The 13237-nt window shown below is 47.7% G+C and carries 11 protein-coding genes and 1 tRNA gene; 5 read left to right on the forward strand and 7 right to left on the reverse strand.

From position 1 onward, the window contains the following. Positions 1–26: 26 nt before the first annotated feature. Entirely contained in the window at positions 27–4109 is a 4083-nt protein-coding gene (gene hrpA, locus A2X74_RS08815; protein WP_293626869.1) for an ATP-dependent RNA helicase HrpA, read from the reverse strand. 17 nt (positions 4110–4126) lie between these two features. Between hrpA and argA the strand changes: the two genes are divergently transcribed. Continuing rightward, positions 4127–5491 (forward strand): amino-acid N-acetyltransferase, encoded by a 1365-nt coding sequence (gene argA / locus A2X74_RS08820; protein ID WP_293626867.1) that lies wholly within the window; start codon positions 4127–4129, stop codon positions 5489–5491. A gap of 60 nt (positions 5492–5551) precedes the next feature. Further along, entirely contained in the window at positions 5552–5824 is a 273-nt protein-coding gene (locus tag A2X74_RS08825) for an oxidative damage protection protein (protein WP_293626865.1), read from the forward strand. A gap of 222 nt (positions 5825–6046) precedes the next feature. Here the strand turns inward: A2X74_RS08825 and rpiA are convergent, their stop codons facing one another. Then, positions 6047–6757, reverse strand: coding sequence for a ribose-5-phosphate isomerase RpiA (gene rpiA, locus A2X74_RS08830; RefSeq protein ID WP_293626863.1), 711 nt, complete (start codon positions 6755–6757; stop codon positions 6047–6049). A gap of 109 nt (positions 6758–6866) precedes the next feature. On the opposite strand from rpiA, the gene tal reads away from it, so the two are divergent. Next, complete coding sequence (gene tal / locus A2X74_RS08835) at positions 6867–7835, forward strand: transaldolase (RefSeq protein WP_293626861.1); 969 nt, start codon at positions 6867–6869, stop codon at positions 7833–7835. A gap of 29 nt (positions 7836–7864) precedes the next feature. Beyond that, the gene (gene trxC, locus A2X74_RS08840) at positions 7865–8287 is read left to right on the forward strand and encodes a thioredoxin TrxC (RefSeq protein ID WP_293626859.1); all 423 of its coding nucleotides are present in this window, start codon (positions 7865–7867) and stop codon (positions 8285–8287) included. A gap of 11 nt (positions 8288–8298) precedes the next feature. Here the strand turns inward: trxC and A2X74_RS08845 are convergent, their stop codons facing one another. From A2X74_RS08845 to rnr, 3 genes are read right to left on the reverse strand one after another with little or no spacing between them, the layout of a single operon-like run. Beyond that, entirely contained in the window at positions 8299–8484 is a 186-nt protein-coding gene (locus A2X74_RS08845) for a DUF2892 domain-containing protein (protein WP_293626857.1), read from the reverse strand. 32 nt (positions 8485–8516) lie between these two features. Next, positions 8517–9272: a 23S rRNA (guanosine(2251)-2'-O)-methyltransferase RlmB gene (rlmB, locus tag A2X74_RS08850; RefSeq protein ID WP_293626855.1), complete on the reverse strand. Its 756-nt coding sequence runs from the start codon at positions 9270–9272 to the stop codon at positions 8517–8519. 29 nt (positions 9273–9301) lie between these two features. Continuing rightward, positions 9302–11713 (reverse strand): ribonuclease R, encoded by a 2412-nt coding sequence (gene rnr, locus A2X74_RS08855; protein WP_293626853.1) that lies wholly within the window; start codon positions 11711–11713, stop codon positions 9302–9304. Positions 11714–11856: 143 nt separating this feature from the next. On the opposite strand from rnr, the gene A2X74_RS08860 reads away from it, so the two are divergent. After that, a tRNA-Leu gene (locus A2X74_RS08860) sits at positions 11857–11943 on the forward strand. Between the two features lie 54 nt (positions 11944–11997). On the opposite strand, the gene A2X74_RS08865 is transcribed toward A2X74_RS08860, so the two are convergent. Together A2X74_RS08865 and A2X74_RS08870 are read right to left on the reverse strand one after the other, a co-directional pair. After that, positions 11998–12495, reverse strand: coding sequence for a hypothetical protein (locus A2X74_RS08865; protein WP_293626851.1), 498 nt, complete (start codon positions 12493–12495; stop codon positions 11998–12000). 51 nt (positions 12496–12546) lie between these two features. Continuing rightward, positions 12547–13233 carry a dienelactone hydrolase family protein gene (locus tag A2X74_RS08870; RefSeq protein ID WP_293626849.1) on the reverse strand — a complete coding sequence of 229 codons (687 nt, stop codon included), beginning with the start codon at positions 13231–13233 and terminating at the stop codon, positions 12547–12549. Between the last annotated feature and the right edge of the window lie 4 nt (positions 13234–13237).

Below are 13237 nucleotides of genomic sequence, written 5' to 3' on the forward strand. Positions count from 1 at the left end.
AGCGCGCCTAATTCGGTCAATTTGACCTAACGCAAGCTAGCCAAGACCTTTTCTAGTCGTTTTAAAGACATTGGGGTTGGGGTCTTTAGTTCCTGGGCGTATAAGGCCACCCTCAACTCCTCAAGCTGCCAACGAAAATCCGTTAATGCTTGGTCTTCGGCCATAGCGTAGGTCGCGGACCCGCGACTGCCTTGAACCAACTTTTGCCATGGTCTAGCAACCGACTCCCAGTCTTTTTGACACTGGGCATCTCTAGCAGGATTGGCGCGTAACTTATCAATTCGCATTGCAATCGCCTTGAGATATCGAGGGAAATGCACTAACTGGCCGTATGGGGTGTCTGATACAAATTTCGGGAAAATCAAACCCTGAACTTGCGCTTGAATATCTGCATATGCGCTAGCAGAAGCAGCCTTAGCTTGAGCCAACTTCTTTTGGAGGTCTGCGTGAGCCTGCAAGGCACCCAAGGCATGCTTAGAAATCTCTTGAGCAATTAAAGCCAATCGAGGCTTACCCGCTTGCAGACGCTCAGCAAATTGCTCTGCATTTACTGGTAACGGATCATTCATAAATGCCCGCTCAAGAGCAAGATTCAAAATTTGCTCAATCAAGCTATCTACTGAGCCTACATTAATAAATAGTAAGCCGATCTCCCGAATTCCAGGAAGCTGCTTCTGAAGAGCCTTCAGCGTATCTTTATTTGATAAAGCGAAAAGTCTTCGCAATCCTTGCCAATGATATTTCCTGGCCTCGAGTAAATCATCAAAAACCTCAAGATCACATGACTCAGTTCGATCCACTAAAGCTGGATAACCGAATAAAGTGCGATTACCTTTCTGAATCTCTAGAGTTTCGGGTAACTCTCCAAAATCCCAGCTTCGATAACCACCCTGCTCTACATTTTTTACTGACGAGTTATTACCACTCTGATTGACATTGCTGGGAGTATTTGAGGCGCTTGCAGGAGCTTCGGCGCCAAGCTCCTCTTGAACTGCCTGCTGGGCAATCGCCTGGAATGCAGTTCGAGCAGTTTCTCCATGCTCGGCACGCAATCGAGATAAATTGCGCTCCAATTCAAGCTGGCGGCCATGCTCATCCACCAGTCGGAAATTCATAGATGAATGAAGCGGCAGAGATTCAGGCCTGAAATCCGTGCGCTTAATCTCCAAACCACGCTCTTTACGAATATCCGTAATTAAGCTATCTAAAAAGTCGCCTACTCCAAACTGTTTTTCTGCCAGCATGCGCTCTAAGAAGGATTTTGCGTACTCAGGCAAAGGCACACAGTGACGCCGTAATTTCTGGGGAAGTGATTTCAGTAGCAGATGGATTTTTTCCTCACACATACCTGGCACTAGCCATTCACAACGACGCCCATCGACCTGGTTTAATAGCGTCAAGGGAACAACGAGAGTGACTCCATCTTTGGGGCTACCGGGCTCAAAGTGATATGTCAGACTTAACTCAGTTCCACCAACAATCATCTTTTTGGGGTAGCGATCGACGGTAATGCCTGCAGCTTCATGGCGCATTAAGTCTGCTTTAGCCAAACGCAACAGAGAGTCCGCACTCTGATCTTCAGAATCCTTGCTCTTTGCTGCATTTTTGAGCCAAGCTTTCATGCTGTCTCTACTGAGAACATCTTTTGGAATTCGTGAATCATAGAAAGCAAACAGGAGATCATCATCCACCAAAACATCGGGGCGACGTGAACGATGCTCTAGAGCCTCGATCTCTTTAATCAGTCTGCGGTTATGCCAAAAGAATTCAAAACTACCCGGGTATTTTTTTCTTGCATCAGCCTCAGTCTCTCGCATCAATGCCGGGGTATCCATGCGCCCGAACATTTCCTCCTGAACCAAGGCTTGCTTAATAAATAACTCACGAGCTTCTTCTGGGTTATGAGACTCGTAGCGCACTCGGCGACCGTGATATATCGGCAAGCCATACAAAGTGCCACGCTCAAATGCCATGACTTCACCTTGACGACTATCCCAAAAGGGATCGCTTAAGGATTTAATCAGCCGCTGAGCTGCAACCTTCTCAACCCACTGAGGCTCAATCTTGGCAATCGTGCGAGCATACATGCGATTGGTTTCTAGAAGCTCGCCCGCCAAAATCCAAGCGCCGGCTTTCTTGCCAATAGTTGAACCTGGCCAAATAAAGGGTCGAATCCCGCGAGCGCCAATGTACCCACCCGTCTTGCTTCCGCGTTCTTGAGATTTTTCATCTTCTTCTTTTTTAGCAACATAACCTAATAAGCCGGTTAACAAAGATAAGTGAACTTGTTCATAGGTAGCAGCGGAGGCGTTTTCTTTCCAACCCTTTTCACCAAGCATCGTATGTAGCTGTCCATGAACATCGCGCCATTCACGCAAGCGTCTTGGTGATAAAAACTTACTGCGGCACAGATTTTCTAATTGGCGATTGCTGTGCTTATGCTGCAGAGCGTCTTGATACCAATCCCAAAGCTTCACAAAACTCAGAAACTCGGAACGCTCGTCCGCAAACTGCAGGTGAGCTTGATCGGCGGCAGCAACCTGATCCATTGGTCGATCGCGCGGGTCTTGCGTGGCTAGAGCGGAGGCAATGATGGTGACTTCACGTAGTGCGTTTTGTTCTTTAGCAGCTAAGAGCATGCGTCCGATGCGGGGATCTAGCGGAAGATCTGCTAATTGCTTGCCCGTGGGAGTCAACTTAAAGCTATTGTTAATGTCTTGGTTGTCACCTACAGAACTCTCGTCATAGACGATGGCACCTAATTCATCCAGAAGCTGCACGCCATCGGCAATTGCTCGACCCAAGGGCTTATCAATAAATGGGAATTCTTGAACGCGAGGTAAGCGTAGAGAACTCATACGAAGTAATACCGCTGCTAGTGAACTTCGCAGGATTTCAGGGTCGGTAAATTTGGGTCGATTTAAATAGTCTTGCTCGCTATACAGACGAATACAAATACCATCCGATACACGACCACAACGACCTGCCCTCTGATTGGCTGCAGCCTGAGAAATTGGCTCAATTTGTAGCTGCTCTACTTTGTTGCGATAGGAATAGCGCTTCACCCGCGCTAAACCACTATCGACAACATACCGAATATTGGGAACAGTTAATGAAGTCTCGGCAACGTTGGTTGTCAGGATGATGCGTCGACCATTACCCGGATTGAACACACGCTCTTGCTCTGCAACGGATTGGCGAGCAAAGAGACTCAATATCTCCGGATGAAACCGTTGCTGCAGAACATGATCTTTGCGAAGTGCTTCAGCGCAATCCCGAATCTCTCGCTCCCCTGGCAAGAACACCAAGACATCTCCAGCACCTGAGGCACCCTCTCGCCATACATTGGCGATTGCTTCTGCTACTGCATCAGGAATTTCCTTAGCCTCTTTAGATTCTTTTTTGCCATCTGGTTTTGCATCAGGCTCCAGAGGTTCATAGCGCTGCTCTACGGGAAAGAGACGCCCACTGACCTCAATTACTGGGGCAGGCTTCCCATTTAAGGCGAAATGATCTGAAAAACGCTTAGCATCGATAGTCGCTGAGGTGATGATGAGCTTGAGATCTGGGCGCTTAGGCAATAACTGGCGGAGATAGCCCAATAGAAAATCAATATTGAGACTGCGTTCATGGGCCTCATCGATGATGAGCGTGTCATAGGCGCGGAGCTGAGGGTCTCGCTGGGTTTCTGTGAGCAAGATGCCATCAGTCATTAGTTTGATGGAGGCGCCCTGACCGGTCTTATCAGCAAAACGGACTTGATACCCGACGTCTTGACCGATTGGCGTGCCCAGCTCCTGGGCTATACGCTTCGCTGTCGCTGTCGCAGCGATACGGCGAGGCTGAGTATGTCCAATCAGCCGGCCGCCATTGATGGTGCCCCTACCCAAGTCTAGACAGATCTTGGGTAATTGGGTTGTTTTACCTGACCCGGTCTCACCACAGACAATCACCACTTGGTGAGAGCTCAAGGCATCCTTAATGATTTGGCGCTGGCCTGATACTGGTAACTCCTCCGGAAAGCGAATTTCTAGCCGTCGCGAGGTGTTGGAAGCAGGCACAGTCGTAGGGCTTGCTTTGGGTTTTTGTTGGTTTATAGGCTCTTGCACCCTATAATTTTCTCACTATGCCAACAAATGCACCAAACCCCGGCTCAAACGCCGAAGAATCAAGCTCCAACTTTCCTTTTGTAGGATGGCTGCGTGATGTTGCGCCCTATATCCATAGCTTCCGCGAGAAGACCTTTGTTATTGCCTTTGCTGGTGAACTTGTCCAAGAAATCGGCCTCGAGAACCTCATCGAAGATATCGCCATGTTGCATGCCATGGGGATGCGCATTGTTCTAGTTCACGGTATCCGCCCTCAAATTGAAGAGCAACTCATGCTCCGCAATATCAAGAGTCAGTTTGGCAAAAGCACAATGCACAGTTATCGGATCACCGATGCCGCAGCCTTGGAATGCGTTAAAGAAGCTGCTGGTGAATTACGCCTCGACATCGAAGCAGCATTTAGTCGCGGCTTACCAAATACCCCGATGGCAGGCTCACGTATTTCAGTGATCTCGGGTAACTTTATCACAGCAATGCCTGTAGGCGTGGTTGAAGGTATTGATTACATTCATACTGGCTTGGTGCGTAAGGTGGACTCCACCTCCATTAAGCTCTCGCTCGATAGCAACAAAATTGTCTTGCTCTCACCGCTAGGCTTCTCGCCGACAGGGCAAGCATTTAATCTTGCCTTTGAAGATGTTGCTGCGTCGACTGCTGCTGCACTCAAAGCGGATAAGTTAATTTTCCTCAGCCCCTACACCGGCCTTAAAGATGAAGAAGGTGATTACATTACCGAGCTCTCGATGCCCCAGCTACATGAATATATAACCCAGCATCCCGAGCTTGATCTAGGCATGAAGAGCTTACTCAACATCTCTGGTAGAGCCATTCGTGCTGGCGTGAGCCGCGTGCACTTCTTACCGTGCAATCAAGATGGCGCACTCTTGGAAGAGCTCTTTACCCATGACGGTATCGGCATGATGTTGGCCTCATCAGATATTGAGAATTTACGCGAAGCGAATCAGGATGACGTTGGCGGCATCTTGCAGCTCACTAGCCCACTCGAAGAAGAAGGCATTTTGGCTGCCCGTGGACAAGATGTGATTGAGCGTGATATTCAGCGTTTCTCTGTTATCGAGCATGATCGCGTTCTCTTTGGTTGTGCAGCCCTCTTCCCCTTCCCTAATGGTGTTGGTGAACTTGCTTGTCTCGCAGTAGATCCTGGTGTTCAGGGCTCCGGCGACGGAGAGCGTTTACTCAAGCGCGTTGAGATGCGGGCAAAGCGGGAAGGCATAAAAAAATTGTTCGTTTTAACCACCAGAACAGAGCACTGGTTTTTAAAGCGCGGATTTAAGCGCGCCTCTGTTGACGATCTTCCTGAAGAAAGAAAGCAGATCTATAACTGGGATCGCAAATCCATGGTTCTCACCAAAGATCTATAAGCTTTTATAGTTATTTTTCATTATTTGTATTTAGTACACCGTATTTGAAAGGCATTACAAATGGCACGCATGGTTCAATGCATCAAACTCAATAAAGAAGCTGAAGGTATGGACTTTGCTCCACTGCCAGGCGAGCTGGGTAAGAAGATTTGGAATCAAGTCTCTAAAGAAGCTTGGGCTGCCTGGTTAAAGCAACAAACCATGTTGATCAATGAGAATCGCCTGAATATGGCTGATCCTCGTGCTCGCCAATACCTACTAAAGCAAGTTGAGAAATACTTCTTTGAAGGTGGTGCAGACACAGCTCAGGGCTATGTACCGCCTGCTGAGTAATTTTTTTAAGTATCTCTTGACGAGTCAAATCCAGAGGCATAGGATTGAAGCGTAGTCGGTCAGATATTGTGATTGGTTACATTGGCGAAAGCCACTACTTGTAAGCATATCTATGTGCTTATGGGCTTTGGGAACTAAATCTCTTCCCTTTGCCTGCGCCATGATGAGTCATGGCAAACAAACCCGATGGATCAGCTCGCTGCCCCGTCGGGTTTTTTTAATTTAGAAAGTGATTCTGCTCACGCCAGAAGCATTGCTCACAAGCAAAATATCCGCCTTCTCTTTTGCAAATAGGCCAACAGTGATCACACCAGCGATTTGATTGATTTGTGCCTCAAGTGCAATTGGATCTGCAATCTTCAGGCCTGCTACATCCAGAATCCACCCGCCGTTATCTGTGACAAAAGGCTGGCTTGGCGTCTGTCCCAAGTCGGCACGAGTATCTTTAGCCATCCTGAGCGTTACGGCTCCACCCAACTTAGCCAACTCCCGAGCAACAATTCCTTTAGACAAAGGGATGATCTCGACTGGCAAGGCAAAACCGCCTAAAACGGGAACCTGTTTTGACGAGTCACAAATGCAGATGAATTGCTTTGCCATCGAGGCAATAATCTTTTCGCGAGTGAGAGCTCCGCCTCCACCCTTAATCATGTGACCAGAAGGATCAATTTCATCAGCACCATCGACATAAGCGGGCAGTTGATCCACCTCATTCGGATCCAAGACCTTAAAGCCGTGCTTTAACAAGCGCTCAGTTGTAGCATTAGAGCTCGATACTGTTCCGGCAAAATGATCCTTATGGGGTGCCAAAGCATCAATAAAGCAGTTAGCGGTTGATCCAGTTCCAATACCCAGGATCTGACCAGCAGGCAGCTTTAGCACCTCATCCCGCGCCGCCTCACCCACTAATTGCTTTAGTTGATCTTGATTCATGATCTTGCCCGATATCCTTATCTAAACTGGAACAGCCTTATTTATGCATCTATCATATGATATTCAATCTGTTTTACTGATTAATTAAATAAGAGCATTCAAGATCCTCATGACTTCCTCCCTTACCGCGCTGAGCCAACTCAAGCAACTGACTACCGTCGTAGCCGATACCGGCGACTTTGAGCGCATGCAGGAATATCAGCCTCAGGATGCGACTACTAATCCATCTCTGATACTGAAGGCTGCACAGCAAGCTAACTATCAGGCCTTGGTAAACCAGGTCAAATCAGCCCATCCTGGCATGAAACCAGTCGATTTGGTTGACCATATCCTGGTGGCTTTTGGCCTTGAGATTTTGAAAATCGTCCCAGGTCGGGTTTCGACCGAAGTCGATGCCCGCCTGTCTTTTGATACTCAGGCAACCATTCACAAAGCAAAACACCTCATCGCCCTGTATGAGTCTCATGGGGTTGATCGCAAGCGCATCTTGATTAAATTAGCCGGCACTTGGGAAGGTATTCAAGCAGCCAAAGCGTTAGAGGCGGAAGGCATTCATTGCAATATGACGCTGCTTTTCTCTTTGGTGCAAGCTGCAGCCTGCGGCGCAGTCAATGCGAAATTAATTTCACCCTTTGTGGGACGCATCACCGATTGGTACAAAGCCAAACTTGGCAGCAATTGGAACGATGTCAATAATGGTGGTGCAAATGACCCTGGCGTTACCTCCGTCAAGCGCATATTCCACTATTACAAGCACTTTGGTATTGCCACCGAAATTATGGGAGCGAGCTTTCGCAACACCAGCCAAATATTAGAGCTGGCTGGATGCGACTTACTCACTATTAGTCCAGAGCTTTTGGGTGATCTTCAGAACAGCACGACAGTAGTTGAGAAGAAGCTTAATTCCAGCAATGCAGCAAGCGCGCTTGCCAGCGAAAATATCTCAGCCCTTAAGTTAGATGAACCTCACTTTAGATTGCAGTTGAATAATGATGCTATGACCACAGAAAAGCTCGCAGAAGGCATACGCAATTTCTGTATCGATACCGAGAAACTAGAGACCTTATTAAGCAGATAAGTTCTAAGCTAAGTCACTAAGGAGTCAAAATGATCATTCATTGTCCGCATTGCCATAAAGGCAATCGTGTTCCCGCTGAAAAACTCAATCAGACTCCAGTTTGTGGCGCCTGCAAACAGGAGCTTCTTTCTCTCCCCATCAATGCGACTGCCGCAAACTTTAGCGAACTAGTGACTCAATCAACAATGCCGGTAATGGTGGATTTTTGGGCACCCTGGTGCGGGCCATGCAAGATGTTTGGACCAACTTTTCAGGCAAGTGCTATCAGCCACGCAAATCAAGTTCTGTTTGTGAAAGTGAATACCGAAGCAGAACAATTACTCGGATCCCAGTGGAATATCCGCTCGATACCAACGCTAGCAGGATTTAGGAATGGTAAAGAAGTTCACCGTATTAGCGGCGCACTGCCTCCAGCGCAGCTAGAGCAGTTTGTGCAACAACTGCTTGCTTAAAGCATTGCTGATTACTTCTTAGCGGTACTGATACCCAAAATACTATAGGCAGGACAATTTCCAATCATCCCAGTCAGCAAGGGGATGATGCCGATCCAAGCCCATGGGCCAGTAATTCCAAAACCTGCAAGACCCATCAAGGTGACGCCAATGGTCATTCGAAGAACGCGGTCAGTATGTCCGATATTGCATTTCATAGAAGCCTCCTGAGTGGATGAAGGGATACGTATTATTTAACTTCTTTAGCTAAACGCTGTCTTAGTGCTTCATACAAGCATACGCCACTGGCTACAGAAACATTCAAACTCTCGACTACACCCTTCATTGGAATACGCACCAACTCATCACAAGTCTCACGAGTTAAGCGGCGCATGCCCTCACCCTCCGCACCCATGACAATGCCAATAGGGCCAGTGAGATCGAGGTCATAAATTGATTTTTCAGCTTCGTCGTCTGTACCAATTAGCCAAACACCAGCCTCTTGCATTTCTTTCATGCTACGAACTAAGTTAGTAACGGTAATCACGGGCATCACTTCGGAAGCACCACTGGATACCTTGCTCACAGTCGCATTGATTGAAGCTGAACGATCCTTAGGGATGACTACCGCATCAACACCGGCACCATCAGCCACACGCAAGCATGCACCGAAGTTATGAGGGTCAGTAACACCATCCAATACCAAGAACATCACTTTGCTTTGATTGCTTTCAGCGTCCTCTACCACTTCGGTAATAGTGCGGGCAATCGTCATCTTTTCCGCCAAAGCTACTACGCCTTGATGGCGATCATGGCCTGCGAGCTTATGAAGGCGCTCAGCATCAGCGGCATGCAATCTTTCGCCTAAGATCTCTTCGGCCTGCTTGAGAAAGTCACCCATTCGGCGATCACGACGACTCGGATCAAAATAAACTGACTTCAGACTTGCCGCATCCACTCGTAAGCGCGCTTGTACTGCATGAAAACCTACCAATATTTGCTTCATCTTTACTTATCTCGATTCTGTATTGCTCATTATTTACGACGCGCTTTAGTGCTGCGAACGGGTGGCTTTGTACCAGCCGGTTTGCCAGTCGGTCTAGAGGACTTTCCAGGCTTGCCAGACTTAGCGACCTTACTTGCAGTTCGCCCAGCTTGATTCTTTGATTGATTGGCCCCAAGATTGCCAGCAGACTTAGCGGCATTGACGTTGATGCCGGAGTGCTTCTGCGGCTCTTTACTACCAGGGCGACCTTTTTTTGGGGCAGCCTTTTTATTGGGTCTGCCAGTGTCGCTAGCCAAAATAATTTGACGGCGATTCGTAGTTCCGCCTGGTTCCAAGCCAACGGACTTGACGAGACTAAATTCAATCTTACGAGCGTCTAGATCAACGCGGCTCACTAATACATGTACACGATCGCCTAAACGATAACGAATACCGGTTCTTTCGCCACGCAACTCTTGTCGGGCTTCGTCATACTGGAAGTAATCGCCACCCAATTCTGTGACATGAATCATGCCCTCAACAAAGAGGTTTTCTAACTGTACAAATAAACCAAATGAAGCTACACTAGTAACTGTGCCCGCATACTCCTGGCCCAAATGATCCCGCATGTAATAACACTTCAGCCATGCGTCTACATCACGAGATGCCTCATCGGCACGACGTTCATTAGAGGAGCAATGCACACCCAGTTGACCCCAAATAGGCAAAGCAGCATTGGCACCCTTTGGTAATTTGGGTAAGCGCGTACCTTTAGCGGCAGCTTCCTTGGCGTCGCTATGAGACTTCTTGGCATTCACCGCATTCTCACGACCCTTACCTTTGCGCGGCAAAGTTAAGTTGAGTGGAACCGTAGGTGGCAATACCGGCGTATAAGGTTTCTTGGCCAGAATCGCTTTAATAACTCGATGGGTCAATAGATCGGGATAGCGTCGAATCGGGCTAGTGAAATGAGAATAGGCAGGATAGGCAAGTCCAAAGTGGCCTTCGTTATCCGGCTGATACATTGCCTGTTGCATAGAGCGCAAAACAACGGACTGAAGCATATTGGCATCAGGACGCTCTTTGATTTCACGCATGAGCTTGGCATAGTCTTTTGGTTTTGGCTTTTCACCACCACCCAATGACAAGCCTGAGGTACGTAATACTTGGCGCAAGGTAACTAATTTTTCTTCAGAGGGCTCGCCGTGAACACGATACAAGCTGAGATGCTTGTTCTGATCAATAAAGTCAGCAGCACACACGTTAGCCGTCAACATGCACTCTTCAATTAAGCGATGCGCATCATTACGCAAGCGTGGCTCAATACGCAGGATCTTGCCAAGCTCGTTACTGATAATTTGAGTTTCAGTAGTTTCAAATTCGATAGCGCCACGTTTTTGACGTGCGTCTAATAGAATTTTGTATAGGGAATAGAGATTGGTCAGTAAAGGCCTGAACTCAGCAAAACGTGTTGCCTCAGGACCTTTGCTATTCGAAAGAATCTCCCACACCGTATCGTATGTGAAACGTTGAGCAGAATGCATCACCGCTGGATAGAACTGATAAGCCAACACTACCCCGTTGTTATCCACAACGGAGTCACACACCATACAAAGTCGATCAACACCAGGATTCAAAGAGCAAAGGCCATTAGAGATCTTCTCCGGCAACATGGGTATCACACGTCTTGGGAAATACACTGAGGTTGCGCGCAGGAGACCTTCATCATCCAAAGGCTGGCCCGGCTTGACGTAATGGGATACGTCAGCAATGGCAACAATCAGGCGCCAAGCCTTACTCTTGCCATACATGACTGGCTCGCAGTACACCGCATCATCAAAGTCACGAGCATCAGCACCATCGATGGTAACTAAAGGGACATCACGCAGATCAACACGGCCTTCAAGATCAGATTGCTGAACTGTATCGGGCAAGGCGGCCGCTTCTTTTTTAACAGCCGCTGAAAATTCATGAGGAACCCCATACTTGCGAACAGCGATTTCAATTTCCATGCCAGGATCATCGATCTCGCCCAGCACCTCAACAACACGACCAACGGCCTGACGATAGCTATCTGGATAGTCGATGATCTCAACGCTGACTACTTGGCCTAATTTAGCATTACCCTGACCTTTTGGCGGAATCAAAATATCGTGGCCGATACGTTTATCTTCCGGCGCAACAATCAACACACCATTCTCATTTAAGAGGCGTCCGATCACTACTTTATTGGCGTGCAAAATCATATCGACGATCTGACCCTCTGGTCGACCACGACGATCTGTTCCTAATACTCTGACGTTGACTCTATCGCCGTGCATGACGCGGGACATTTCTCTTTCAGAAAGAAAAATATCTTCACCACCGTCATCCGGGATGACAAATCCAAATCCATCTCGGTGACCTTGGACTGTACCTAAACGGTCAGCCTCTCGTGGCACCAAGTTTTTTGCTTTACGCATTTAATTCCTTCGGCAATCCATGCCTTATATATCAATGATTATTCTTGCTTAGGCTACTGTATCAAACCACTAAGTCTGAAGGGAAAAAGCCAAAAGGGGTTAGAAAGTGGGCCAAAAGGCGCATACCTTTATAATAACGGCATGCCCAGGTGGCGAAATTGGTAGACGCACCAGCTTCAGGTGCTGGCGATCGTAAGGTTGTGGGGGTTCGAGTCCCTTCCTGGGCACCAAATACACCTACAAAGACCTATATGGGGACTAAACAGCCTCTTTTCAATAGGCGATCAAATGCCCATGGTTCGATGCAGAATCTTGGGTTTCATTTCCTCCCAAAGACTTTCAAACTCCTCCGCCCTATCCTCTGATAACTTGATTGGATTAAAGAGGTCGCTAAAAAAGATCGTCTTTTTGGGTGCCAGGGTCTTTTCAAATTCACTAAGTCCAACCGGCTTATCGTCAATGTCGCGCGTTAATTGGGCGGAGCAGACTATAGCCTCATCGTCATCTTGGTCGATTACCGCAAACTCGATCAACTGCTGAGATTGATCCAGAATCACTAGAGTTCCTCGCGCGTAACAAACCGCCTCATGCTCTTGCACGATATAAGCCAAGAACTGATCTTCCTCGGCCTTCTCCATGCGTAGATCATCAATAAAAAAGAGATATTGATCGCCCGAACCATTCACTAAAGTAAAAACCTTAGGGATGACACCATGAGCTAGAGCAAGATTTCGATAATAGGAAGAAATTTCAACAGCGAGGTTTTCGGCAAAAAGATGCATGGGCAATAAAAAATTGAGATGAGTTATTCAGTAAAGATGATGAGTGGCTAATTAATTACCAAGCGCACTTCCTAAGAAGGTCATCGTGCGCTCCCATGCCAAATCCGCAGCAGCAGAGTTGTATTGCAAAGGTGGCAGATGTCTGGAGTCTGACTTAGGATTAGCAAAGGCATGCTTAGCGTCATAACGCTGGAAATCATATTTAGCTCCAGCAGCTTTGAGCTTTTCTTCAAGTTGATCAACGCCGGCAATCGAGAAAAATTCATCGTGAAGCGCCCAGTGCCCTAGCATGGGGTTTTTGATGGCTGACGCATCAACATACTCGAGTGGCGGATAGCCATACCAAACTACGGTGCCATCACATTCTGGAACGAGCCCAGCAGACAATACTGTGAGAGCTCCGCCCATACAAAAACCTGTAACAGCTACTTTGGCGCTACCAGTTGCCTTGAGATATTGAACGGCACCGCGGACGTCTTGACTAGCCGCATCACCAAAATTCAAATCATTCATGAGGTGCTCTGCCTCATTTGCCTCTAAAGCCAACTTGCCTCGATAAAGATCTGGCACCAAGGCACGGTAACCTGCTTTCGCCAAACGATTGGCGACATTTTTAATTTCATCATCCAAGCCCCACCACTCCTGAATCACCACTATGCCAGGAGCATTTTTTGGATTGTCGGGCTCAACTAAATAGCCTCCCACTGAAGCGCCGTCAGGTCTTTGAAATGTAATCATGACT

It is taken from the genome of Polynucleobacter sp. GWA2_45_21, from assembly GCF_001830325.1.
In the GTDB taxonomy this organism is placed as follows: Bacteria; Pseudomonadota; Gammaproteobacteria; order Burkholderiales; family Burkholderiaceae; genus Polynucleobacter.